A 26,130-nucleotide genomic window follows, 5' to 3' on the forward strand; every position below is an offset into this window, starting at 1 on the left:
AAATCAATATTTAAATTCAATACTTGCCACAACATTACGTCCTGGTTCAGCAGCACGATCGATTACACTAGCCTGATTCGCTCCTGTAATTGTTCCCACAGCAGCATAATCCCAATAGGTCTTATCAAAGATGTTATTCAATGCTACGTTCAGCTTGGTAAACTTGGTCACATTCCAATATGCGGATAAGTCAAATACGGTATAACCTGCCACATTCTGATATTTGATATCATCCTGATAAGAACTGACATCTCGCGTTGCCATCCTTCCACCAACAGCAGTTGCAGTCATACCTAAACCAAAGACTTTATTTGGATCATCATAAGCAAAGGTAAAGCTGCCTTTTTCTGGCTGAACGGAATTTACGCCACTTTTTCCGCCATTTTTATTTTTTGCCGAGCCTTTGGTTTTACCTGCAACAAGTGCAAGACTATAGCCATCTGAGTTTGGAATAAACTGACCTAAGTCAATTCGTGTTGAAAGCTCTCCACCCCAGATCTGTGCATTAGCCAAGTTTTCTGCACGATAGTAGCCAAAAGGATATTGAGGTGTATTGCCATAGTTAAAGTAGTCGATAAAACCTTTGTATTTGCTGTAGAAACCTGTCAAATCAAATTTAATCCCTTCAATTGAGGTGTTTCTTAAACCCACTTCGAAAGCATCACTGGTTTCTTTTTTTAAGTTCGAATTACCCACCACAATATAAGCAGGATTAGCTAACATTGTTTGATAAATCCCGCCAATTTCAGTTGGCGATGGAATACGATTACCTCTTGAATATTTTAAATAGCTATAATTATCTGGGGTAAACTGATAACTTGCAGAAAAACTTGGCGAAACATAATTATAGTCTTTGGCTTGTATATCACTATAAGAGGTAATTTCAGGTCTAAACTCCTGACGTTCAAAACGAATCGCTGGAGTTAGAGTTAAATCTCGTCCCAATACATCCAATCGGATATCATCAGCAACATAAGCAGAGTAACGTTTTAATTCAGAATTTAATAAATAACTACCTTGATATATGCTTGTAATTGGAACGCCATTACGAAGATCTAATTTAGTACTTGCGTAATCTTTCTTGTCTGCTGTCATGCCATATTTAAGCTTTTGGTTAGTAAGTTCTTTGCTTGCTTCAATTTTTATACCAGTATTTTTCTCTTTATAAGTGGTTGAAAAATCACGTGCAACTGTCGCACTATTCATAAATGAAGTATCAGTATCATTGTTCGATTCCTGATACCATATTTTACTGTTTAATGTATCAAAGAGCACAAAGTCATTCGGTCGATAAATATGATCAATACTCAATTGTGTTCGATCTATATCTTGGTGTTGTTTTGCATCGCTCTTAAAGTTAGAGAATAAATCGGCTGCAATATTATCTGTGTCAGACTTTTTCTTATAATAATCCGCAGTAAAATTGAGTTGGTGTTGGTCAGATAGATTCCACAATAATCGGGTAAGCACTGCATCCGAGGTCCAATCTGCTGGAAAAGCTGCCGTTTTTGAATTTGGTTTGGTTTCACTCCCCTCACGATGTGCATAAGCCACAAGTGCTTTGAGATTATCATTGCCGACAGCGCCTGTCACAGAACTTAACCATGCGCTGTCCGTAGAGCTATAACCTGCTTTTAATGTTCCAGCGGCGGTTTTACCATCAACCAAATAATCTTCTGGTGATTTATTTTTAAAAGAAACCCGACCACCAATACCATCTGTTGATACATCAGTTGTTCCTGAAACAATATCGACACTGGTAAACATCTCTGGTTCAATATAATCCCGACCAGCACCGCGCTTGCTCATGCTTTTAGGTGGTATATAAGTACTTACTGTTGCCTCTGCTAAATCTATCCCATCTACATCTAAGCCAATTCGATTTGCATCTATACCACGGATGTTATAACTACTGGTGCCAGTACCATCAAAAAATGTTCCACTCCCTCCAACGGAAAACGGTGCATTGACCAAAGGCAAATATTTCACTATACCGGCCATATCGGTTACGCCCGTCTTATCCATGTTTTCTCGGTTGATTGAAGTTCGAGAAACAGGCGCATCATTTTTATATTCGGCATAGACCGTAATCGTCGTCAAAGCATTCTCATTCTTTTCCAATTTACGCTTTTCGGAATTATTCTCTTCTGCATAGCCTACCGTAGTGATGCTTGCTGTCATTAACGCAAGCAAACATAATGACAAATAACGTGGTTTTAAAACCACAGTATCAGACTTGGCTATATTATATAGCGCAACAGGGTTTAAATTCATGAGGGAGAAACCTTATTAAATGATATTAATCATCATTAAATGTGTATATTTAGACTCATCCAATATGTTCAAATCGGGAGTCAAAACATGGATTACAAATATATACATACAATCTATCAAATGAGAATAATAATCAATAACAATATCATTTACAATAACAGTACTACCAGATGTATTTTAAAGCATCAAAAAAATAATTAAGATATTGAAAAATAATAAATATTTATAATTAAAAATTAACTCTTTTATCAAAATTTGTACATGATTTTAAGTGAGAATCTGTATTTTTGGATGATCTTATTGCCTTAGAATTCGTATATTTTGTTGTTGTTTATAGTTTTACAATGTCATTTTCCGTTTAGCTTTTCCACCCCAATTATTCTATTTTTATAATATAAAAACTTATAGCATCTTTCCTTTTTATATCTCTTTAATTTCTCGTTATATTTAGCTTTGTTCAATTTTTTATTTAGATTAGCGTTATTAAAATATAAACACTCAAATATTAACCATAATAATCAAGTCTTATAAAAGTTCTAACGGCAAAAAATTAATTTTTACGTTTTAGCGTAAAATTGATTTTGTTATTTTTATTCAAAGCTTTTTCATTGATACCCAATCTCTGAGTTTGCTCGTGCTTTTATCCAGTCACTAAATGCTTTAACTTTAGGTAATTCATTATTTTTCAATGACGTAATATAGTAATGCTGATCGCATTTTAAATACATATTTTTAAATGGCATTACCAACTCACCACTTTCTAAGTCTTTTTCTACGAGCTTTTTACGCCCCATGGTAATACCCAAGTGATTTTTAGCAGCTATTAAAGCCAGATCAGATCGGTCAAAACTCATCTCTGAAGAATGATCCATATTTACATTAAAGTGCTGCGTCCAACTGTTCCATTCATCTGCGCCTGTGCCGTTACTCCATGCTTGGCAGTCATGCAGCAATGTGCAGTTTTTTAAGTTGTCTAGATGATCGTAGAGGTTAAATTTTTCAGCATATGCCGGACTACATACGGGGATAATATATTCGTCCATTAAATACTGATAATTCAACTGAAAAGACGGTTGATTGTCAAAATAAAGCGCAATATCAATTCCGCTACGTTGAAAATTTACATCCTCATTGCCCGTTAAAACTGAAAGTTGGATCAATGGATAGCGTTGGATGAAATCAGGCAATTGGGGCACTAACCAACACTGAGCAATCGATGGTCTCGCATAAATCGTGAGTGAGCCGACAAGTTGCTGATTTTGCAGTGCCTTAATTTCAACATTTAACGAGTCTAATGAAAATTGTAAAGCAGCTAAAATCCGCTGTCCCTCAGTGGTTAACTTTACTTTACGATGCAAACGTAAAAACAGTTTGATATTAAGTTCTTTTTCTAACAAATTAATTTGGTGACTTACCGCACTTGGGGTTAAAGACAGTTCTTCAGCGGCGAGTGCAAAAGACTCATGTCTTGCCGCAACTTCAAATGTATACAGTTTTGAGAGCTGAAAACCAGTTAGATTTTTATGTGCGGTGGTCATGCGTTTTTCCTTTTTGCTGAAACAAAATGATTGATCACATGCTTCTTGCTGTCCTATGCCCATATAAATAACGTATAAATCATTTAAAAATCAAAATTTATTTAGGATTTATTTTTCAAGTGAATTATTTTAACCCGTAGATCAAATATCATCGTTTGACGGATTTCTCTGGTTTAACTTCAATAGACCAAGAACAACTTTTGTCACAGAGATATATGGTATGGAAACCAATTTCGTGGATGTCGGTATATTATTAACCAGTATCGGGTTAATTATTTTCACTATTTTAAAATTTAAACTGCATCCCTTTTTAGCTTTACTTCTGGCAAGTTTCTTTGTCGGTGTAGCAATGAAAATGCCATTACTGGATATGGTCAATGCAATTGAAAATGGGATCGGAAGCACCTTGGGTTTCCTTGCCACAGTCATTGCACTGGGTACTATTCTCGGCAAAATGATGGAAATCTCTGGTGCTGCTGAACGTATCGCCCTGTCTTTGCAACGATGTCACTGGATATCCAGTGATGTGGTCATGGTGCTGATTGGGCTATTTTGTGGTATCACTTTATTTGTAGAAGTTGGTGTAGTTTTATTAATTCCTTTGGCTTTTTCTATAGCGCAGCATACCAAAACCTCTTTGTTTAAATTGGCGATTCCATTATGCACCGCATTAATGGCTGTACATTGTGTGGTACCGCCTCACCCTGCCGCACTTTATGTCACCAATAAACTAGGGGCTGATGTCGGTACCGTGATTATTTTTGGCTTAATGGTGGGTTTAGCCGCTGCACTGGTTGGTGGCCCATTGTTTTTAAAATTAGTTGGTCAACGTTTACCGTTTAAAGCCGTACCTGTCGAATTTTCAAAGCTTACCTTAAAAGAAGAACACAACTTACCTTCTTTAAAAATCACCTTATTTACGGTATTTCTTCCAATCGGGTTAATGTTAATCAAAACAGTGGCTGAATTAAATAATCATACATCCACTCAGCTTTCACACATTTTAGGCTTTATCGGCAATCCGATCACCGCGATGTTTATTGCGGTATTTGTTGCTTACTACACCCTCGGTCTACGCCGTAATATGCAGATGGGAAGTTTATTAAAAGCCACCGAAGACTCTTTTTCTTCAATTGCCAACATCCTATTCATCATTGGGGCTGGCGGTGCATTTAACAGTATTTTAAAAGCCAGTGGTTTAGCTGACTCAATGGCAGTCACGCTTTCCCACTTGCATATGCATCCAATTTTACTTGCGTGGTTGGTTGCTCTGATTTTACATGCAGCTGTAGGCTCTGCCACTGTTGCAATGATGGGTGCAACCGCTATCGTTGCACCGATGTTAACGCTCTACCCTAATATTAGTCCCGAGATCATGGCGATTGCGATTGGTTCAGGTGCCATCGGTTTTACCATTGTGACAGACTCTTTATTTTGGTTAGTCAAACAATACTGTGGTGCTACATTAAACGAAACCTTTAAATACTATACCTCTGCAACTTTTCTTGCCTCGCTCACCGCATTGGGCTGCACCTTCCTGCTTTCTCATTTTATTTAAGCCTTTAGGAGTATTTTATGAACGCTCAACAGATTCATCAGCTGATTGCCCAATACCCGATTGTTAAAGACCTTATCGCACTCAAAGAAGTGGCATGGTTTAATCCCAATTTTACCTCACTGGTAGAAGGGCTGCCCTATGTCGGGTTGAAGCAAAAAGATATTGATGATGCCAGTGCACGTTTGACACGCTTTGCACCCTATTTGATGAAAGCTTTTCCAGAAACAGTAGTATCCCAAGGTATTATAGAATCCGAACTGGCAGCTATTCCTCAAATGCAGCAACAGTTGGAACAGCATTTTGGGCAAGCGATCCATGGTCAATTATGGCTTAAAAAAGACAGTCATCTTCCAATATCGGGTTCAATCAAAGCCCGTGGTGGCATCTATGAGGTGCTTTGTCATGCTGAAAAGCTTGCGATTCAAGCACAACGCCTAAACATTGAAGATGATTATGCAAAACTGAATAGTCCAGAGTTTAAACAGTTTTTTAGTCAATACAGTATTGCGGTCGGTTCTACTGGAAATCTAGGCCTTTCTATTGGCATCATGAGTGCAAAATTAGGCTTTGATGTGACTGTGCATATGTCAGCAGATGCACGTCAATGGAAAAAAGATAAGTTACGTGCGCACAATGTCACAGTAGTTGAATATGCTGAAGATTATGGTGTTGCCGTGGAACAGGGCCGAAAAGCAGCATTAGAAAATCCAAACTGTTTTTTTATCGATGATGAAAACTCACAAACCTTATTCTTAGGTTATGCAGTTGCTGGGCAACGTTTAAAACAGCAATTAGAACAAAAAAATATTTTGGTTGATCAACAACATCCTTTATTTGTTTATTTACCTTGTGGTGTTGGCGGAGGCCCCGGTGGCGTTGCATTTGGCTTAAAAATGGCCTTTGGTGATCATGTACATTGTATTTTTGCCGAGCCGACCCATTCACCATGTATGTTACTCGGTGTTGCAACAGGTTTACATGATAAAATTTCAGTTCAAGATCTGGGTATAGACAATATCACTGCTGCTGATGGTCTCGCTGTTGGGCGAGCATCTGGCTTTGTGGGTCGAGCCATGCAAAGGTTATTAGACGGTTTTTATACATTAACGGATGAAACCATGTATGTACTCTTGGGCATGCTCAATGATGCAGAACAGCTTAAATTAGAACCTTCTGCGTTGGCGGGTATGCTTGGACCAATTTTGACCAATCAACATCAAGACTATGCCGCGCTACATCACTTTAGCCAACAGCAATTGGAAAATGCCAATCATATTGTCTGGGGGACTGGAGGAGGAATGGTTCCAGATGAAGAAATGGAAAAATATTTAACCCAAGCGAAAGCCTATAAAAAATAATTTGTATAGCCTTGATTCTCACAGACCTTGATCTCATCAGAATCTGGGGCGATAGCAGATAAATAAAGTGATTATCCTCTATCGCCCCCCATTAAAGACTTGGGTCCGGATTTGCCCTATGGAATTAAACGATCCCACCATTGACTCGAAGGACTTGGGCATTGACCCAATTACTCGCCTCATTTACGGCGAAATCCAGCACTGCGGCAATATCTTCTACAGTGCCTAAACGCTCTAAAGGTGCAGCTTTACTTAACTGAGCAATCAATGCATCACTTTTGCCTTCAAGGAAAAGTTCAGTTGCCGTAGGCCCAGGTGCAATTGCATTTACCGTAATATTTTTTCCTCTTAACTCTTTGGCTAAAATAGCCGTTAAGGATTCTATGGCAGCTTTTGATGCAGTATAAACACCATAAGTTTCGAGCTTCATCCCCACCACACTGCTAGATAAATTAATAATTTTACCGCCCTTTTGCAGTCGCTTAGCAGCTTCACGCATGGTATATAAAGGGCCTTTAATATTAATTGCTAAAACTTGATCAATACTTTCATCGTCTAATTGTTCAATCTTACTTAATTTCAAAATCCCTGCATTGTTAATCAGCACGTCCAATCGACCATAGGTTTGAATTGCATAATCAAATAATGCAATCACTTCATTAGAATGGCTGATGTTGGCTTTAAATAAACTCGCTGTTCCGCCTAACGCTTGAATACTACTCAAAACATGCTCCGCCTCTTTATCATTACTGGCATAATTAATAATGATTTTATGGCCTTGCTGTGCCAATAAGCTGGCAGTAAATGCACCAATTCCGCGAGAAGCGCCTGTAATTAAAATCACTTTTTCTTGCTGTGTTTGATCTGTTGTATGCATGGTGATGACCTCATGGAATAAAATATACCTCTAATCGCGTCTATGATACTGTTCAGATAAAACCAGATAATCTAGTTAAATCTGACATCTTTATCCGAATAAATCGAACAATTGGAATGGCGTATGGATAAACTCAATGCAATGTCTGCTTTCGTCAATGTGGTAGAACAACAAAGTTTTACCAAAGCTGCACAGATCTTAAACCTGCCACGCTCAACGCTGACTGATGCAATTAAACAATTAGAATTCCAACTCAATACGCGCTTATTGTTGCGTACAACTCGTCAGGTAAAAGCAACAGATGAAGGCCATATTTATTATGAGCGTTGCAAATATATCTTAGGTTATATCAATGAGTCTGATCATGATTTTCTTGATGCAAAACCTCAAGGGCCTTTAAAAATCGCAGTTCATGGTATTTTTGCTGCGTATTTTATTCTGCCAAAATTAGATGATTTTTTAACAGAGTTTCCACAGATACAGTTGCAACTCACCGAAAGCGACCGTTATGTAGATCTGATTAAAGAAGGCATTGATTGTGTGATTCGTATAGGTCAGCTCAATAACAGTGAGTTAATTGTCAGGCATCTGGGCGATATTCAACAAGTGACTTTAGCCAGTCCAAAATACTTAGAAAAATATGGCACACCACAACGCTTAGAAGATCTGCAAGCACATTTTATGGTCGGATTTTATTCATCTGCTCGACAAAAGCCACTGCCGCTTGAGTTTCTGACAGGCAAGAAAACACAGGTTTTTGAGTTGCCGTTGAAGATTCAAGTCAATGGTGCAAATACCTATGCAGCAGCAGCCAAACAGCATTTTGGGATCATCCAAGCACCACGTTATGGTTATTTATCTGAGCTAGAACAAGGCACACTTTGTCAAATTTTAACTGAATATCCTGTTCCATCCCTGCCTATTTCTTTACTTTATCCATCAAAAACACTGGTTTCACCACGACAAAAAGTTTTTATCGAATGGATTGTACGATTGTTTCAGGATAATCGATTGCTTTGAAGTTTGAATCACGCTGCTTGGGATGGATATGATTAACTAGCGCGCTCTCGCATTAATCCCCATAGCATTTATACACCAACACTCAATTCCTGACTCCAAGTTGAATCAGGTTGGTGATAAAGATGCCAACACATATTTTTAACCGAATCCATCAAGGCAACATTCTGACTATCCCAACTTTCCAACATACAATAAGTGATATGGATACCTTTAGGATGAAACTCTCTTGCCAAAGATTGTGCCAATGCCCTAATACTGGCAAACATACTCTGAGTTAAGCCATTATTTTCAGCGATCAGGTTGGGCTGTGTTCCTAGAAAGATCAAAGTTCCTTGTGACTTAATCAGCATTTGTCGAATGATCGCTTGGGAAATATTTACCGCAGCCAAACCAGTGTTTTGCCAAAGTTGTTCGATCTGTTGGGCTGAAGCATCGGAATTCGACAATGATTTTGAAAAATCAGCTTGGAAAATACACAGTTCAACTGAATGCCCTGTGCGTTGAATATAGCCCACTAAGTTTTTTAAAGCAGTCGGATTGATCAGATTCAAACGAACCCGCTTTAGACCTGAATCTTGTTGCTCAATCTTTAGATTGGTTTGCATAGGATCATGCTGAACTTGATATACAGGCATTGCCCTGTTATGTGCTTGATCCACAAAAAGCTGGCTGAGCGAGTGGGTTTCATTGCCAATAACAACAATACAGCCCTGTAGTTTGGATTTTTTTCTCAGCAATGGAGGAATTAAATTGTACATATTAGAATTTCTCCTGATAAGGACGTAAATCCAGTTCATGGGTCCATAAATCACGATTTTGTTGATAAAGCATCCAATAATTCTCAGCAATCGCTTCGATATTTAATCCACCTGTGCCTCGTGTTAGTCTCAGTAAGCGTCCTAAACCTAATACAGCCTTATTGACCCGATCACCATTGACCATGCCATCAACAATAATATGTGCAACATGGATATTTTGAGGCTTATATATCTGGGCGAGATGCAGTGCATAGGTGCGTAATGCGGATTTGCCCATAGTAAATGCCGCAAAAAAAGGTTTACCACGAAGAGATGCACTTGCTCCAGTAAAAATCAACGTGCCATATTGCTGTTGTTCAAAGATTTTTAAGGACTGTTGTGACACTAAAAAAGCCGATAAAAAAGTAGAACGCCACATTTGAGTAAAAAACTGAAGAGAAGTCTTTAAAAAAATTGAGGGAATATTGCCTCCTACATTATGAATAACAGCGACGAGATGCTCCTTTTGCGCATTCCTCTTTGCAAAAAAAGCCTGTACTTGTTGTTCATTTTCAGCATCCAAAGCATGTGCTACGGCATGCCCACCCTGCGCATTGATTGAATCAGCTACGGCTTGCACTTTCACTAAAGTACGCCCCACAACATGTACTTTTAATTTTTCTTGAGCAAAACGGTGACAAACTGCTGCCCCAATTCCTTGTTCAGCCCCTACGCCCATAACAACCACACATGGTAGTGTTGCTATATTTTGAGATGTTGCATTCTGCTTGTTCATAGCAAGTCAATCCATTGAGCAATAGAAGGATAAGCTTTAATTTTAGCGCCCCAAATCTTACTTGTGCGGACAATCTCTAAAAGCTGCGAACCAACCGCAATATCAGCCAGTGTTTTAACCTCGCCAACCAACCATCCTGTTTGAGCCAATACCAATTCGATACGTTCTAAATGACGAAGAAATTCTGCCTCAATATCCTGCTTGGTCATGCGACCTGTACCCTGCATTTTAAGTTGCAGGTTTAATGTTGCTTTGAGCAAAGGTTTCAACAAATATATTTCATGTTTGGGGCGACCTTTTGCACTCATTTCAACCGCATAATCTAAGGCATCAGCATCATTCACACGAAAGTGCATTTCATAGAAATATAACAACTCGTCTGACCAATCTTCCCAAAGTTCAACATAAGCCTTTTGTAAGGGATCAATAGGATATAACCGTGGTAAAGCTGGGTAAGCCTCATCTAGATAACGCGCAATACGTGTACTGTCCTGAATACGTTGACCATCAATATCTAGTACCGGAACCTTGCCTGCTTTACTGAGCATTGGCACCTTTGCACCCAGTACACCGTTATAATCCACAGTCCGATAAGCAATCCCTTTAAATTGCAACATTCTGGCAACTTTTTGGCAAAACGGTGAAATTTCCCATTGATGTAATACAACTGGATTCATTTTATATTCTCAGCTTAACTTTGGGTCGATTGACATTTGAAGAGCGACATCACAGGATCAACGCTTAATACATCACAGACCTGATTCAAAGGCGATAAATCAAAAAACCTGAATTAAAAGCCATGATCCAAAAATTCTGGTTCAAATCCATGATACAGAAACAGAGTCTTTCAACGACGGATGATCATATTGGTTGCTGTGGCATGTGCATACAATTTTCCATCTTCATCTCGAAGATAACCTTCAGATATAACTAAATTTTTCCCCACGTTAATCACTTTTCCTTCTGCAATCAGCTTTTTATTAAACGGCATCGGCCGGCACATTTTTATCGCCAGGTCTGTGGTTCCATAACCTTCACCCGCAGCTAATACTGTATGGGTGGCACAACCTGTAGCCGAATCAAGTACAGTTGCGGCAAAACCACCATGTACCCCACCCAATGGATTGCTATGACGTTCATCCGCAATTGCGATAAATACAATGCGACCGTATTCAACGTCTCCTACTTCCTCCATTCCCATAGTTTTTGCAATACCAGGCGCTGGCACCAGTCCTTTTTGGAATGCTTGCATAATTTCCAGACCCGTCATATTGAGTGGGTTCATCACTATTTCCTATTTTGATAAATATTTATTGAATAAATGTTGATTGTTCAGGGGATAAACCAATTTTTACTTTAGTTTGTGCAACAATTTCAGATTCATCGGTATCATTCGGATGAAAATCAAACTGATAATAAGAGAAAAATTGCGGTACCAGCTTACGATAGGCTTGCACTGTAAACCCAGCAAACTTAGTCCAAGACTTAAAGTTTAATAATTGTTTATCTCTCGACATCAACACCACTTGATATACATTAGAAAATAGCGTGATCAGCACAAGACTAAATGTAAAAATCGCTACGCGAGGAATGTAGGCATCTAAGCCCTTGCCATATAAATATTCATACATGTCATAAGCCACGGCCTTATGTTCAGTTTCTTCTACACTGTGCCATAACCATAAATTACGAATGGTAGTATCGGTCATTAACTCATTGACATTTTTCATCATTTCTACCACCAAAACTGCGGTGTAATGTTCTAGACCCACAGTCACCAAGAGATTCCATTTCTTAGGGAAAGTGCGTTCAATCGCTTTTAATATGATTCCTGTGACTTTTTCTAAAGATTCAGGATCTAAACCATATTGTTGTGCACTAACATGAAAAGCATGATGTTCTTTAGAGTGCATGGCTTCTTGTCCAATAAAGGCACCAATATCACGATCTAATTGTGGATTGTTTTTAATTTTTTCACGCAAAGCGCGCACTGAACGGACAAAGTACGACTCACCTTCAGGAAAAAGCGTCGATAAACCTGTGAAGTAATGGGTAAAGGTTGGTTCGTCATTACACCAATACTTGGGCATATCCTGAAATTCATAATCCATACGACGTACTGGAAATGATGCAGGTGTTTTTTGCTTTGATTTTTCTTTCACCGCTGATATAGACATGGTTCACCTCAAGAATTTATCTTAAAATAACAAGTTCTAAAAAAGAACTTGATAAGTTAAAATAATGATCCATGTTGATCTTGTCAATGATGTGAATACGTTAAAGCTTCAGGTTGTCCTTAAATGACAGACCTGTTCCTATAAAGACAATCGATCTAAGTAAAAAAACTTAAAAACTGTTTTCATCCATCACTTTTTGACCAGATGCATGATTACGCACCCCATAAAATATAAACAATAAAATTAACCACTTAAAATAAAAATACTGAATTGATATCTAGATTTCAACAACAGTTCAAATTAAAATTAAACATTCCCCTCTAACCTCTCCATCAAAACCGATTAAGCTTTTCCAATTTTATTTTCTATTTCTATCTGGATTTCTGTCTCGATTTCTAACGCTATTGCCATGTCAATGATTTGTCATAAAGGTGACACCTTGCTGTCACAAGCGCTGTCTAATGTGTGGGCATCTTTATAATGGATGAAACACATGTTAAGAAAATCAAAACAATGGCTATCGTACATTTATATTTTCCCCATTTTACTAGCACTCACAGCTTGTAATGATTCAAATGATGATAAGACCACCACACAGCCTGATGGATCTAAAAAACCATTAATGCGTTGCGCACCATAAACATAAAAATACCAAAGGGAAATATTGTGATTAATCGTCGTCAATTTTTAGCAAATACACTTAAAACAAGTTTTGGTGCTGCTGCCTTATCTACATTTCCAGCCAGCATTCAAAAAGCATTGGCTATTCCTGCAAATAATAAAACAGGAACCATTCAGGATGTCGAACATGTGGTTATCCTGATGCAGGAAAACCGTTCATTTGACCATTATTTTGGTACACTAAAAGGCGTTCGTGGTTTTGCCGACCGCTTAACCATTCCTTTGCAAAATGATCGTACTGTATGGCAACAACAACGAAGTAATGGTGCTTTATTAACACCTTTTCATTTAGATGGATCGAGTAATAATGCACAACGTGCACCCGGTACAAATCATACTTGGGTGGATAGCCAAAAAGCATGGGACAACGGCCGTATGTCAAACTGGCCCACCCATAAAACTGATTATGCAATGGGTTATTTTAAAGAGCAGGAAATCCCTTATCAGTTTGCTTTAGCCAATGCTTTTACCATTTGCGATGCGTATCACTGTTCAATGCACACGGGTACAGATGCCAATCGTTCATTTCATTTAACGGGCACCAATGGTGCAGTACCGACCAGTACTGCGTTTGTGAATAATGAATGGGATTGGATTGATGGTGATCCCAAAAACGTTGATGTCGGCTACACTTGGAAAACCTATGCTGAACGTTTAGAAGAGGCAGGTGTTAACTGGATTTGCTATCAAAATATGCCGGATGAATGGGGTGATAACATGCTCGGTGCATTCCGTACCTTTAAAAAAGCCAATATTGCCTCAGGTTACCCAGTTTCAAGTGGTGGTGCGCCGAATAGCCCATACAATAAAGCAGCGCAACCGTTACCTTATAAAGCTTATGATGCCACAACCGATAATGCTAAAAATCCACTGTATAAAGGTATCGCAAACACTCTGCCCGGCAATAAACCCGAAGAGTTTTTAGATGCTTTTAAAAATGATATCAAAACAGGCAAACTTCCCCAAGTGTCTTGGATCAATGCACCATCCATCTATTGTGAACATCCAGGTCCATCAAGCCCAGTACAAGGTTCTTGGTTTATTCAAGAAATCTTAGATGCTTTAACAGCAGTGCCAGAGGTTTGGAGTAAAACCGTTTTCTTGATCAATTTTGATGAAAATGATGGTTATTTTGACCATGTTCCGTCTCCATCAGCACCGACCTTACAAGCAGACAATACGTATGCAGGTAAATCCACACTTAGCCAAGCTGATATGCAGTATGAATATTATCTACATGATGCGCCACTAGGAAGCAACAGCCAGCCTAAAAAAGACAATGGTGTTTATGGACCGGGCCCACGAGTACCACTCTTTGTAATTTCACCGTGGAGTCGTGGTGGTGTGGTTAACTCTCAAGTGTTTGATCATACGTCCGTATTAATGTTTTTAGAACAACGCTTTGGGGTAAAAGAAACGAATATCAGCCCTTATCGTCGTGCCATTTGTGGTGATTTAACCTCAGCATTTAATTTTAAAACCCCAAATGAAGATGTTCTGCCAGAATTAACAGGTAAACAAACCCGTGAGCAAGCAGATCAACTTCGTTCAGCTCAACAAAAGCTGCCCAATGTTCCGATTCCAACCAATTTACAACTTCCAATTCAAGCCAGTGGTATTCGCCCGTCTAAAGCATTGCCTTATGAATTACACACCAGTGCACGTTGTCAAAATGATGGAACAGTTAAACTCATGTTCTCAAATACAGGGACTCAAGGCGCAGTTTTTCATGTCTATGACAAGTTAAATCTCAGCCGTGTCCCACGTCGTTACATTGTAGAAGCGGGTAAAACACTGGATGATGTTTGGAATGTGAAAAAGGATAATCAAGGTTTGTATGATCTTTGGGTAATGGGACCGAATGGTTTTCATCGCCATTTCAAAGGTGATTTAAATCGTAATCAAACCCTGCAAATCAATCCTGAAATTCGTGTGTGTTATGATATTGCCAATGGTAATGTTTATTTAGACCTGACCAATACGGGCACAAAAGATGTTGAACTGGTCATTAATCCAGTCGTCTATCGTAGTGACGCAGCGTTAAAAATCACTGTAAAAGCAGGTCAAACATCAACACGACATTGGGAACTGAAAGATACATGGCAATGGTATGATTTTGCAGTAACTTGTACTCAGGATACTAAGTTTTATCGACGCTTTGCAGGACGCGTTGAAACAGGAGCAGATTCTGTCAGTGATCCAGCGATGGTTTAATATTTAAGCAATTGTAAATATTCAATTTTTTAGATTGTTAACACTGAATCAAATTTAACAGCACCTCAGATTTTATTTAAAACTGGGGTGCTTTTTTTAGTGCTTGCTTAGGAACAGGTCACCCCTTCCATCACCACAGCTTTATTGGCTTCTGTTGCAACTACAGAAGCGGCAATCGCTTCAACCACCTTACTCAATGACTGCCGTGAAACACTGACTATATCAACAATTTTGTTGCCATCTGCACCAACTGCGTCGGTAAATGCCATTCGACAACTGAGTTGTCGGTTGGGCAACACAGCATTGTGTGTTGCTGTTGGCTGATTTAAGGGGCGGGCTGGATCATCACGTTTAATAATCCAAGCAACCGCCACCTCAATATCCCGATTCATCGCTCCCATTAACGAACGTGTGTTGGAGTGTTCGATAATATCAAACCGAGAAAAGTCGGTTGCAACACGGTATGACACTTTACCACCAGTCATACCACTACTATAACGATCTACAGCACCTAATTTCTGTTGTAAGCCTGCAGACAACCCATCACGTAACTCAGCGGCCAAAGTGGACGTCCAGCGTTCATTATCCAATACATTAGATTTACCACTGCTGTCCTGTAAGACTAAGGGTGCCCTGTTTAAACGGTCTGGCAATCCCACTGGCAGTACTTCAATTACCCGTACATTTGAACTCACCAAGGGTTTAACTGTTGGGGTCAAGGTATAGTAATTTGGAGTAGGCGAACTGGAACAGCCAATTAAACCTACAATGGCCAGTAGCAGTCCACAACCTGCTCGACTAGACTGCGGTAAATAGGACATAAAATGTGGACTATTTTTTTTATTTACCATTTTTAACCTCAGGCGTTTTCCCACGAATGAGTGATTCAGGGTGTTGTTCAATATAGTCTGCCATTAACTGTAAAGATGCGGCAGCACGTGTCATTTGCTGTAAAGCACGGCGAACATCCTGTTGCATTGGCGCGTCACTCGACAAAATAGTTTCAGTAGAGCGCATGGTTTTACGTACATCATCCAAAGTCGCTTGTAGTCCTGGTGCAACTTTACCATCTAACTGCTTCACTAATTTATCTGTTGAGCTAATCGCTGAGTTCATATTATTGAGGGTTTTACGTACATCCTGCCCAATTTCTACCAATGGGAATTTATTCAATTTATCTGCAATTTGCGATACTTGTGCTTGTAATCCCTTCAACTCGGTTGGTGTGGTTGGAACCTCAATCACACCATTTGATCGGATGATTAAGTTTGCTGGTTTTGCTTTAGGGAATAGATCAAAGGCAATATAGTTCTGCCCTGTGAGTAAATTTCCTGTACGCATTTGAGCACGCCAGCCTCTTTCGATGAAGCGTTTAAAAATTTCACCATCAGGGTCTAGCTCTTTACCGTTGGCTAAACGAGATGGATAAATCACCCCCTCAGCCCGCATACGAATCTGAGTGTAATTTGCATCAAATTCAGCATTAATTGACTGTATATTACCAATTTCAATTCCCATAAAGTCAATCGGTGCACCTGCTGACAAACCACGTAGAGACTGATCAAAATACATAATAATGCGATGAGGATTTCCATCAGGCTCTTTCAATGCTTCAGTACGAGAATCCCATAAATTAAAACGGCTTTGATCCGAAGCAACAGCAGCATGTGAATTCTCAGGATAACCGAATGCAATACCGCCTGCGATAATACTCACTAAAGACTGGGTATCTAGCTTAAATCCTGATGCACTTAAGCTGACATCGACACCACTGGCCTGCCAGAAACGTGCATCGGTTGTCACGAACTTATCATAAGGTGCTTGAATAAAGGTCTGTAGCTCAACACTCTTTCCATCTTTGGCCAATTGATAAGCAGTAATTTGACCCACATTGATCTGACGATAATAAATAGGAGAGCCAATATCCAGTGAACCTAAATTATTGGCTTTGAGGAAAAAGATTTTCCCCGGTACATCTGATGAAATGACTGGAGGAACTTCTAAGCCAGTGAATTCATCCTGTTTTTGTTCAGCCTTACCGCCATCAACCTCAATATAAGCACCCGACAATAAGGTATCAATTCCTGAAACACCACTGGCACCAATGCGAGGACGAACCACCCAGAATCGTGAATCTTTTGCAGCAAAATTACTGGCATCCTTACGTAGTTCAATTTTGGCAATAACATGTGAATGATCATCAGCAAGATCAATTTGGCGAACAAGACCGATATCCACTTGTTTAAAGCGAACGGTTGTCTTACCTGCAACCAACCCTTCAGCGGTTCTAAAAGCAACATTAATGGTCGGACCAGTATCTAATACCGCTTTGACTGCCAACGACAGACCGATCAGCAATGCAATAAACGGAATCAGCCAGATCAACGATGGTCGCCAGCGTCCTTTATTTTTCTCAGGTTCAGGTAAAATCTGCTGCGTTTCATCTACAGCATGAGGATCCTGATGATCTGAGCTTTCGTTATTGGTTTTATTTTCAGACATACACACCCATCATTGTTTTATTGACTGGAATTAGATAAATCATGATTCAAGGGAGGATGATCCACGTGAATCACATCTGAGCCTTGCAGGGAAAGCCCGTTCTTGTTACGCGTATTCTGGGCAGCAGAATAATTATCCCAAATAATACGCGGGTCAAAACTCAGTGAAGCAAACATGGTTAAAACCACGACTGCACCAAAAGCAACCGCGCCTGGCCCAGCAAGAATAGTTGCCAGTGATTGAATCTGAATCAGGGCGGTCAATAAAGCCACCACAAAAACATCAATCATCGACCATCGACCGATAAACTCAACGATCCGATAAAGCATTGAGCAATGCTCAGGTGAAAAATGCAAACGTTTAGAAGACTGCATTTTTACTGCAATCAACAGAAAACACAGAATCAAAAGTTTTAACATGGGAATAAAGATACTGGCCATAAAAATAACAGCAGAAACCAAATAATCCCCATTCTGCCAAAAATAGATCACACCACTCATGATCGTATCTTGCTGACTACCTAACAAAGAATCTGTGACGGTCATCGGAAGTACATTGGCTGGAATATACAAAATACTCGCAGCAATCACTAAAGCAAGGGTTCTGTCTAAGCTCTTTGGTTTACGTTGATGCAGCACACTATGACATTTCAAGCAATGTGAAGCGTGTTTTGCTTCAGCCTCTGGAACCTCTTTATTGAGCGTTCCACAGCAATGACAAAGCACCAAAGACAAATCTTTGGCTCTTGGATATTGCAGCGAATTGTTACTGTCTATATTCGCTGAGTATTTTGAAAAATTAGCCTGAGACGGTTCAGTTTTCATGTAAGTCTCCTGTCGATCTCATCCCAAAGATCTTTGACTTTTACTGAGGCAATATAAACCAGTAATACACTCAGTATGGAGAATCCCCATAATGCAACGCCTGGAATCACCACAACCATTCCGACCAGTTTAACCAAGGTAACCAATACCCCAATCAAAAATACCTCAACCATTCCCCATGTTCTAAATAAAAACAAGGTACGAAATGCTGCAACTAAATAACGAGGCCGAACTTTACAGAAATGAACTGATGAAAGGACATAGAACAGCAGTAACAAATCCAATAGAGGCACCACGAAAGTCGTGATAAGAATCAGCACACCTACCGGCCCTTGCCCGGCATGAAACATCGCCCATGCAGCACCCAGTAGGGTTGTCTGGGAATCATTACCCTGCAATTCCACCTTAACAATCGGAAAACTATTGGCAATCACAAATACGATCAGCGCTGTTGTGACCATTGCCAATAAAACACTAAATGGCTTGCTTTGCCGATAAAGCTCAGCACCACAACAGAGACAATAAGCACGTTCACCTTGGGTCAGCTGAATTCGATGATAGAGCGTGTCACATTCCTCACAGGCAACCAGCGTTTGCGGTGCAATATCACCTTTTTGAATCAATGCTTGCTGATTCATGGGCACAGAAACTGGCGGATAGGAGGACGGCTCACGCATAGAACATCAACACCATTTTATAGATTCTTTTTAGACCGAAGCTCATCTTGCTATATTTTACTGAGATGTATACAGATGAGTTGTGATATTTTTTGATGATATCCTGTTGGTTTTATATAAACAATTGATCTGGCGAAATCTAGTCTAACAATTGACCATGCATTTTATCTATTCTCAATATCAACATATATTTTGACATGATTAAATACACAGTCGTTGCACCAAAAAATCGATAAAGACACGGGTTTTTGCAGGCAAGGTTCCCGTATTCGGATAAAGCAATTGGACGTTTTGTACAGGTAAATCAAAATCAGCTAACACCCGAGTTAAACGATTTTGCTGAATATCTTCATCGACCAACCAAGCTGGAGATATCGCAACACCCAATGAAGCAAGTGTCATCTGATGTATCGCTTCTGCCGAATTAGATTCATACTGACTTCTAACAAAAGGCAATGTATGTTTTTCACCTTGATCATTTTGTAAAACATATTGCGCATCCTGCCAATTCAATAAACGATGACCAATCCAAGGAACATGTGCTAAATCAGCAATACTATTGATCGGATAACGTTTTAAAAATTCAGGGCTGGCAACTAAATAAATCGGATATTCAGCAATTTTTCGTGTCCGCATGGATGAGTCTTTTAAGTTTCCTAACCGAATGACCAAATCTAATTTTTCAGTGACCAAATCATCTAAAGAGGAATTAAAAGAATATTGTAGTTGTAATTGAGGATATTGGTGGCAAAACTCCCCCAGCAAAGGCAAGATGAATTTCCGCCCAAATTCATTGGTCGATGAAAAACGTAATATCCCTGTGATACTTGTGGCTAAGTTTTGACTGCGCTCAAAAGCTTCTTCGATTTGCAATTGAATGTGTTTGAAATCCTCATAAAAGCTTTTGCCTATTTCAGTCAGTGCGATATTACGCGTATTACGTATTAGCAAACTTACATTTAAATGCTGTTCTAAATGCTTGATATCAATACTCACCATCGATCGACTTAAACCCAAAATCTCTGCTGCCTTGGTAAATGATCCTGAATCAACCACTTGCAGAAAACTTATAATCTGTTTTAGGTTTTTTTGCATAATCACACTGATTGTTTGAAATTATTAAACAATGATTTTACTTCGCATGCATCGACAATAAAAGGACTGAATCGTACCCTCCTGCATCTTGGAGGTCGCTATGTCATATCGCTATAAAATAGCAACAGTGTTTTTACTTGGGTTCTTTATTGATTGCATCAATATTTTCATGTCTGCAATTGCCTTACCTGATATAGCAACAGCTTTCTCAGTCAGCCCATCGATGGTTGCATGGGTAAGCAATGCTTATATTTTAGGTTTGGTTTTAATCATGCCCATGAGCTTATGGTTAGCAAGCGTATTGGGTGATCGGAAATTGCTGTGTTATTCAATGCTGCTTTTTTCTGTCAGTGTTTGGTTGATTGGCATGAGTGAATCAATCCATAGTTTAATTTTTTGGAGATTTGTTCAGGGTGTGGCTGGCGGATTATTAATCCCTGTCGGTCAAGCATTGGTATTTGCACTGTTTCCAAACCATGAACGGCAACGTATCTCCACAATGATCATGGCAATTGCATTAATTGCACCAGCCTTTTCACCAACGATTGGCGGCATAATTATTGATGCTTTATCTTGGCGTTGGGTGTTTTTTGCCAATATTCCCTTTACCATGATCACTGCTTTTTTAGCGTGGCGATGGATCAAAGAAAATAAAGCTAAAACGTCTGGGAAACCTGATTTTTTAGGACTATTTATGGTCAATGTCAGCCTGTTGTGTTTGTTACTCTCTTTCTCATTATTTAACGATTACCATAGTGTTGTACTCGCGATCAGTAGCTTTCTACTTTCCGTCACAATGCTTCTGATTTACCTCAAATACGCGAAAGGATCTGCTCATCCGATTCTTAATTTGCAATTGTTAAAAAATTATAATTTACGCAATGCATTTATCGTTTATTACGCAGTACCCGGTATTTTTACTGGTGTGAATTTACTGAGTATCTTTAATTTACAACGTAACCTTGGGTTTAATGCAAAACAGACTGGCTTATTTATGCTGCTCTATGCAGTAGGTGCATTGGTATCGATGACCAGTGGAGGGCTTCTCTATCGTCATCTCGGTAAAAAGCAGCTTTTTATAATCGGTATTACGCTACATAGTTTAGGAATTTCACTGCTGTTCTGGGTTTCAAATGCCAATGATTTAAGTACCTTAATTGTTGCTTATCTACTGATGGGAATGGGTGGTGGTCTAAGTGCCAATACTGCCCAAATCAGTGCCCTCATCGATTTTAACGGCCAAGACTTATTACAAGGCAGTGTGCTGTGGAACATTAATCGACAAGTCGCTTTTAGTTTAGGTACAGTTGCCCTTATTTCAATCTTTAGTCTATTGCCTGCTGCAAATGACTTAATACGTTATCAGCATACTTTTTTGATTGCAGCTGTGCTGTGCCTTTTATCATTAATTTCCATTTTTAAGGAGAAAACCCATGTCTAATCCTATGGACAATGCATTACAACATGTCATCGATTTACATATTTTGATTGAAAACGTATTTACAGGTCAAAATGCAAAAGAAAGCCTAAATCAACTCTTAGCCAGTTTTGACCCAAATTTTAAAATGATTACGACGCAAGGCAATGTCATTGGTTTACCCGAAATAAATGCCTTGTTTAGCCAAAATGTAGGTAATAAACCTGCGTTAAAAATTAAAATCTTGAATACGCGTGCTTTAATTGAAGCAGACAACCACTGCTGGATTCAATACCAAGAACATCAACAAAGCCATGAACCTGATACATTACGCATATCGACGGCTTGTATCAAAGTTGAATCTGGTCAATGTTATTGGGTTTATCTACATGAAACATTGGTCAATTTGAGCAAATCGAGTTAAATTGTGTGAAGAGTTTATTGATGTAAACAGTCTAAATTGCTATTCATTAAACCTCAGTAATTAACTAACACCAATCCAACCAGTCCTGTGATGGATTTTCCTGTAATAAATTAGGGTTATTTTTTTTTGCCTTTTCAATAGATTCTAAATTAATCTCAATTGGAATTAATATTTTTTTATTTTTTTCATTAGGACTATCCTCTTCCAATAAAATTTTTTCAACATTTAACACCAATTCATTTTCAAGTTTTTTTAAATAACCAATAATGGAAGCTCTATGAAATAAAAAAGACTCACCTCCTATAGGAAATATTACTTTTTCATTAAGAATATAAATAATATCCCTATTTGAAATTTTTAATTTCACCGTATCTTTATAATTTATTTGCAAAACCTCATCTAAAAAAAATAAATTATTATTTAAGATAGTTAACCATCCCTCCACTTCTACTTTTTTCTCTAAATAATCAATATTCAAAAAAATCAAATCAGAAACTTTCATTTTACTTTCCTATAATAATTGCATTAATATTCAGCAAGGCGTCGAGCTTTTTTAAGTAAGCATTCTCAGCGCGTAAATAGAGTAGTTCACGTTGAAGTTCAGCAGTTGTTTTTTCATGATCTGGTTTATCAACAATATATTTATTTTTAGACATGGATACTCTTCCTTTAGACTTTGGTTCTAGTCCAAGTATACCATCGGTTTGATAGATTTTACGCCATACACTAATCAAACTCGGGGAAGAAATACCAAAACGAAGAGAAGTATTAGATAAACTTAATCGCTCATCCTGCATAGTTGTTAATACGTTATATTTAAATTCAGCTGCATAAATTGTCTTATTCTGTTTTGACTTTATTTCATCAATTCCACCTAAGTCGAATTGAGCCAACCATTTAGAGACATCCTTATCACTAATCGAAAAATGCTTGGCTGTTGATAAGCTAGAATGGCCTTGAGCATAATAAGCAATGACTGCTTGTTTAAACTTTAAATCGTATTTCATAAAAATACCCTATAAGTTGTGTCCAACTTATAGGGTCAGTCCACATGAATAACAGCCCTTTTATTTTATCGATACCTACTAATCATGCAGTAGATTTAAAAATTCATCAAAAGTATCTGCTACTTTTATAACATGCATCTTACTATCACCATTTTCATCTTCTACATAATCATCATGATACATAATTACCACTAGTGGATCATCAGTCGCAGGGTTTTTGCGATAATCAAAGGCTATATAATCACCTCTAGCAGTATTACCAAATACAATTACTTTATCATAGCTATATTCATCAGGTTGGTTACGTTCAATTGCATTTGATTCCTTTATAGAGTTCTGAAATATTAGGAAATCTTCCTGATCGTAAACTTCCTTTTTTTCATAACCATAACCATAACCATAACCATAACCATAACCATGAAACGATATATCTGCTATTCCAACTTCACCATTATACTCTTTAAAATAAAAATGCTCTTTTAGTGGTCTAAGAGCATTATATTTGGACAATAAATTAATATAACTTTTGGGTAGTCCAATCCCTTTTTGATCAAAAAATCAACAATAATAGATGTATCAATCTCACCATAGTCTCTATAAGAAATGATTTCCACAATTAATTACTTACCTTTATTTAAAGATTTCTTTCCAACATAATATATCCTCTCCACCTTACTAAAAAAAAATAGAAAGGAGAAAAATCAATAAATAACAAAATCATCTGGATGTGTATCTAAATCAAGTAATCGCTTTGATTCTCTTAAATATATATTTAATATTTCTTTTGAAACAAAAACATTCAATCTAGAATCATATTCATAATGAAGCATAGCAGTTGCAATTGTATCTAGAAACAAAAATAGTTCTTTATCTGTTATTTCATTTCCTTTACTTAATATATTTAAACGTAGCATAACATTCTTATTTCTTAAATTTAAATAATCTGTCAAGCAATCAAAAAAAGCATCAGGACTTGTACCGCCAAAATAATATTTATAGCCTGAAATTATAGGATTATCATGAGGATAATCTTTATAAACATGTTGGCCAATAAAATCAGTTATATCGCCAATAAAATTTAATGATTTATCGATCATAATTTCTATAATTGGTATATTTTTTTCGTAGTGTTCCGCGCAAAAAAAAGCATATAATTTGGATTCACTCATTTTAATTTTCTCCAGGTATTACCATAAGGTTTATTGCTAGGTGAAATTGCTTTATTTGGATCAGGTCGACTTTGCCCATAATGATTCGGTGAGTACCACATTGATTCATCACTACCTTCTACAATCCGTTGTAGTCTTCTTCGATTAGCACCATTATTAAACATTACTTACTAAAAATTAGCCTTATTGAAAATTAGGATTTACACTATTTTATATATCTTCCAACATTAAATTCTATTTGGTCGAATGTTAAGACTTATTAAAATACCAGCTCTAAATATGAGCCTGCTAATCTTTATTAGATATAGAGTCATTTTTATTGACTCTTATTTTACAATAAGATAATAACAAGCTATCACATACTCAATTAAAAAATTTTATTAATTAAATAAAAAATTAAGACCTTCTCATTTCCAATATTTTCTCCCAAGCCACACCGCACCAAATATCTGGTTTAATTTTAATATAATTTCCACCATAATATTCATATAAGCGTTCTAAGTCACTTAGTGTTAAAAAACCGACTATTGATTCTGAAAAGAACAATGGATTTTGATTTTTTTTCGACCTCATATAGCTCAAAATTATTCTAAATGCTTTATCAATACACCAATTAATATCATGAATATAAAACTGACGCTTATAAAAATCACTATCAATACTTAGATTAGTAAAAAAATTTCCAAAGTTTCAACACTTTCTTCACCATTTTCATCGATATATGTTTCACCATGTACATATATTTCAATTTCACTCTTAATATTTACAACCTCAGCATTAGCAACAAGATCTGCTAAATCCAATACCATACCATTCTCAGCAAAAATTTTCTTAAGATTTAAAATCTCTGAATAAAAATCATATTGATTATTTTTTTGTTCTTCAACAATCCAAGCAGAATTCCCCATATTATTTACCTTTCAATATATTTTCCAATTCACTTTTACCAGATACAATCTTAATTTTATCACCATATTGATTTTTTAATTTTCTTGATTCACTATCTAGACCTCTTGCGAAAGTAGCTATATAAATCATTTGGGCTTTATGCAATACCTTATAAATCAAAGATCATGTCTACTCAAATTTTGACTTATACAAGAGATTTAATATTTATAAAATTATTTTTCTTAATTTAAATATGCTTCTTTAGCAGAATATATTCATCTAAATTTTACTAAAAAAGCATAAGAGGAGAAATTTAATAAATAACAAAATCATCTGGATGTGTATCTAAATCAAGTAATCGCCTAGATTCTTTTAGATATATATTTAATATTTCTTTTGAAACAAAAATCCTTAATTTTGAATCATAATCATGATTTAATATATTAGCTAAAAGACCATGCAAGAATACATAAATTTCATTTTCTGAAATTTCAGCACCTTTATCTATTATTTCAATACGTAATAAATTTACATTTTGATCTAAAAATTCAGTTAAACAATCTGAAAAACCATCAGGACTAGCACCAAAAAATAATTTATTCTCAGGTAGTATTGAGTTTATATATTTATATTTATTATATATATTAATTGAAAAATACGAATAAACTTCATAAATTGTTTTAAGATTATTATCAATCTTTAAAATTAGCTCTTCATTTTTTTTACATTCTTCAGCACAAAAAAAGGCATATAATTTTGGGCTACTCATTTCAATTTCCTCCACGTAATTCCGTATGGTTGGCAGAGTAAAACTTGAAGTGCGACATAAACCACCTAATTAATTTAAAGGGTTTATGGAGTATATAAAATTGTCATACCATCATCTTAACTTTGAAG

General features: G+C 37.4%; 25 protein-coding genes. 6 read left to right on the forward strand and 19 right to left on the reverse strand.

Annotation, left to right across the window (positions count from 1 at the left end; all coding sequences use genetic code 11):
- Positions 1–3 precede the first annotated feature (3 nt).
- Both ACG9ZL_RS09460 and dsdC read right to left on the reverse strand, forming a co-directional pair.
- A complete protein-coding gene (locus tag ACG9ZL_RS09460; protein WP_419359803.1) occupies positions 4–2,274 on the reverse strand; it encodes a TonB-dependent receptor domain-containing protein in 2,271 nt (756 codons plus the stop codon).
- A 605-nt stretch (positions 2,275–2,879) separates the two neighbouring features.
- Positions 2,880–3,812 carry a DNA-binding transcriptional regulator DsdC gene (dsdC, locus tag ACG9ZL_RS09465; protein WP_419359804.1) on the reverse strand — a complete coding sequence of 311 codons (933 nt, stop codon included), beginning with the start codon at positions 3,810–3,812 and terminating at the stop codon, positions 2,880–2,882.
- A gap of 220 nt (positions 3,813–4,032) precedes the next feature.
- Here dsdC and dsdX point away from each other — a divergent pair, with 220 nt between their 5' ends.
- Entirely contained in the window at positions 4,033–5,370 is a 1,338-nt protein-coding gene (dsdX, locus tag ACG9ZL_RS09470) for a D-serine transporter DsdX (protein ID WP_419359806.1), read from the forward strand.
- Positions 5,371–5,387: 17 nt separating this feature from the next.
- Positions 5,388–6,728, forward strand: coding sequence for a D-serine ammonia-lyase (gene dsdA, locus ACG9ZL_RS09475; RefSeq protein ID WP_419359808.1), 1,341 nt, complete (start codon positions 5,388–5,390; stop codon positions 6,726–6,728).
- Between the two features lie 124 nt (positions 6,729–6,852).
- Here the strand turns inward: dsdA and ACG9ZL_RS09480 are convergent, their stop codons facing one another.
- The gene (locus ACG9ZL_RS09480) at positions 6,853–7,605 is read right to left on the reverse strand and encodes an SDR family oxidoreductase (protein ID WP_336951982.1); all 753 of its coding nucleotides are present in this window, start codon (positions 7,603–7,605) and stop codon (positions 6,853–6,855) included.
- Between the two features lie 123 nt (positions 7,606–7,728).
- On the opposite strand from ACG9ZL_RS09480, the gene ACG9ZL_RS09485 reads away from it, so the two are divergent.
- Entirely contained in the window at positions 7,729–8,625 is an 897-nt protein-coding gene (locus ACG9ZL_RS09485) for a LysR family transcriptional regulator (protein ID WP_419328997.1), read from the forward strand.
- A 68-nt stretch (positions 8,626–8,693) separates the two neighbouring features.
- Here the strand turns inward: ACG9ZL_RS09485 and ACG9ZL_RS09490 are convergent, their stop codons facing one another.
- From ACG9ZL_RS09490 to ACG9ZL_RS09510, 5 genes are all read right to left on the reverse strand, one after another.
- Entirely contained in the window at positions 8,694–9,383 is a 690-nt protein-coding gene (locus ACG9ZL_RS09490) for an SDR family NAD(P)-dependent oxidoreductase (RefSeq protein WP_419328999.1), read from the reverse strand.
- Position 9,384: 1 nt separating this feature from the next.
- On the reverse strand, positions 9,385–10,158 hold the full coding sequence (locus ACG9ZL_RS09495) for an SDR family NAD(P)-dependent oxidoreductase (RefSeq protein ID WP_419329001.1): 774 nt from the start codon (positions 10,156–10,158) through the stop codon (positions 9,385–9,387).
- Positions 10,155–10,835 carry a glutathione S-transferase family protein gene (locus ACG9ZL_RS09500; RefSeq protein WP_419329003.1) on the reverse strand — a complete coding sequence of 227 codons (681 nt, stop codon included), beginning with the start codon at positions 10,833–10,835 and terminating at the stop codon, positions 10,155–10,157. The genes ACG9ZL_RS09495 and ACG9ZL_RS09500 overlap by 4 nt, the downstream gene beginning before the upstream one ends.
- A 170-nt stretch (positions 10,836–11,005) precedes the next feature.
- Positions 11,006–11,443 carry a PaaI family thioesterase gene (locus ACG9ZL_RS09505; protein WP_419359810.1) on the reverse strand — a complete coding sequence of 146 codons (438 nt, stop codon included), beginning with the start codon at positions 11,441–11,443 and terminating at the stop codon, positions 11,006–11,008.
- A 25-nt stretch (positions 11,444–11,468) separates the two neighbouring features.
- On the reverse strand, positions 11,469–12,335 hold the full coding sequence (locus ACG9ZL_RS09510; RefSeq protein WP_336951991.1) for a metal-dependent hydrolase: 867 nt from the start codon (positions 12,333–12,335) through the stop codon (positions 11,469–11,471).
- Positions 12,336–13,001: 666 nt separating this feature from the next.
- Here ACG9ZL_RS09510 and ACG9ZL_RS09515 point away from each other — a divergent pair.
- Complete coding sequence (locus tag ACG9ZL_RS09515; RefSeq protein ID WP_419329008.1) at positions 13,002–15,230, forward strand: phosphocholine-specific phospholipase C; 2,229 nt, start codon at positions 13,002–13,004, stop codon at positions 15,228–15,230.
- A gap of 107 nt (positions 15,231–15,337) precedes the next feature.
- Here the strand turns inward: ACG9ZL_RS09515 and ACG9ZL_RS09520 are convergent, their stop codons facing one another.
- The 5 genes from ACG9ZL_RS09520 to ACG9ZL_RS09540 all read right to left on the reverse strand — a co-directional run bounded on the left by ACG9ZL_RS09520 (position 15,338) and on the right by ACG9ZL_RS09540 (position 20,328).
- Positions 15,338–16,081 carry a PqiC family protein gene (locus ACG9ZL_RS09520; RefSeq protein ID WP_419359812.1) on the reverse strand — a complete coding sequence of 248 codons (744 nt, stop codon included), beginning with the start codon at positions 16,079–16,081 and terminating at the stop codon, positions 15,338–15,340.
- Positions 16,071–17,738, reverse strand: a complete 1,668-nt coding sequence (locus ACG9ZL_RS09525) for a PqiB family protein (RefSeq protein WP_336951994.1) — start codon at positions 17,736–17,738, stop codon at positions 16,071–16,073. The genes ACG9ZL_RS09520 and ACG9ZL_RS09525 overlap by 11 nt, the downstream gene beginning before the upstream one ends.
- Positions 17,739–17,749: 11 nt before the next feature.
- Positions 17,750–18,556 carry a paraquat-inducible protein A gene (locus ACG9ZL_RS09530; RefSeq protein WP_336951995.1) on the reverse strand — a complete coding sequence of 269 codons (807 nt, stop codon included), beginning with the start codon at positions 18,554–18,556 and terminating at the stop codon, positions 17,750–17,752.
- On the reverse strand, positions 18,553–19,194 hold the full coding sequence (locus ACG9ZL_RS09535; RefSeq protein WP_419329022.1) for a paraquat-inducible protein A: 642 nt from the start codon (positions 19,192–19,194) through the stop codon (positions 18,553–18,555). The genes ACG9ZL_RS09530 and ACG9ZL_RS09535 overlap by 4 nt, the downstream gene beginning before the upstream one ends.
- Before the next feature lie 240 nt (positions 19,195–19,434).
- On the reverse strand, positions 19,435–20,328 hold the full coding sequence (locus ACG9ZL_RS09540) for a LysR family transcriptional regulator (RefSeq protein ID WP_336951996.1): 894 nt from the start codon (positions 20,326–20,328) through the stop codon (positions 19,435–19,437).
- A 100-nt stretch (positions 20,329–20,428) separates the two neighbouring features.
- On the opposite strand from ACG9ZL_RS09540, the gene ACG9ZL_RS09545 reads away from it, so the two are divergent.
- The gene (locus tag ACG9ZL_RS09545; protein ID WP_419359814.1) at positions 20,429–21,769 is read left to right on the forward strand and encodes an MFS transporter; all 1,341 of its coding nucleotides are present in this window, start codon (positions 20,429–20,431) and stop codon (positions 21,767–21,769) included.
- A complete protein-coding gene (locus ACG9ZL_RS09550) occupies positions 21,762–22,169 on the forward strand; it encodes a hypothetical protein (protein WP_419359816.1) in 408 nt (135 codons plus the stop codon). The genes ACG9ZL_RS09545 and ACG9ZL_RS09550 overlap by 8 nt, the downstream gene beginning before the upstream one ends.
- A 64-nt stretch (positions 22,170–22,233) precedes the next feature.
- Here ACG9ZL_RS09550 and ACG9ZL_RS09555 read toward each other — a convergent pair whose 3' ends face one another.
- The 6 genes from ACG9ZL_RS09555 to ACG9ZL_RS09580 form a co-directional block, all read right to left on the reverse strand.
- On the reverse strand, positions 22,234–22,671 hold the full coding sequence (locus tag ACG9ZL_RS09555) for a hypothetical protein (protein WP_419359818.1): 438 nt from the start codon (positions 22,669–22,671) through the stop codon (positions 22,234–22,236).
- A 1-nt stretch (position 22,672) separates the two neighbouring features.
- Complete coding sequence (locus ACG9ZL_RS09560) at positions 22,673–23,176, reverse strand: helix-turn-helix domain-containing protein (RefSeq protein WP_419359820.1); 504 nt, start codon at positions 23,174–23,176, stop codon at positions 22,673–22,675.
- 78 nt (positions 23,177–23,254) lie between these two features.
- Positions 23,255–23,716 carry an SMI1/KNR4 family protein gene (locus ACG9ZL_RS09565; RefSeq protein WP_419359834.1) on the reverse strand — a complete coding sequence of 154 codons (462 nt, stop codon included), beginning with the start codon at positions 23,714–23,716 and terminating at the stop codon, positions 23,255–23,257.
- Between the two features lie 161 nt (positions 23,717–23,877).
- Positions 23,878–24,345 (reverse strand): hypothetical protein, encoded by a 468-nt coding sequence (locus ACG9ZL_RS09570; protein WP_419359822.1) that lies wholly within the window; start codon positions 24,343–24,345, stop codon positions 23,878–23,880.
- Positions 24,346–25,007: 662 nt separating this feature from the next.
- Positions 25,008–25,253, reverse strand: coding sequence for a hypothetical protein (locus ACG9ZL_RS09575; RefSeq protein WP_419359824.1), 246 nt, complete (start codon positions 25,251–25,253; stop codon positions 25,008–25,010).
- Positions 25,254–25,546: 293 nt separating this feature from the next.
- Positions 25,547–26,002 carry a hypothetical protein gene (locus ACG9ZL_RS09580; RefSeq protein WP_419359826.1) on the reverse strand — a complete coding sequence of 152 codons (456 nt, stop codon included), beginning with the start codon at positions 26,000–26,002 and terminating at the stop codon, positions 25,547–25,549.
- Positions 26,003–26,130: the final 128 nt, after the last annotated feature.

It is taken from the genome of Acinetobacter legionensis (genome assembly GCF_048551735.1).
Taxonomy (GTDB): Bacteria; Pseudomonadota; Gammaproteobacteria; order Pseudomonadales; family Moraxellaceae; genus Acinetobacter.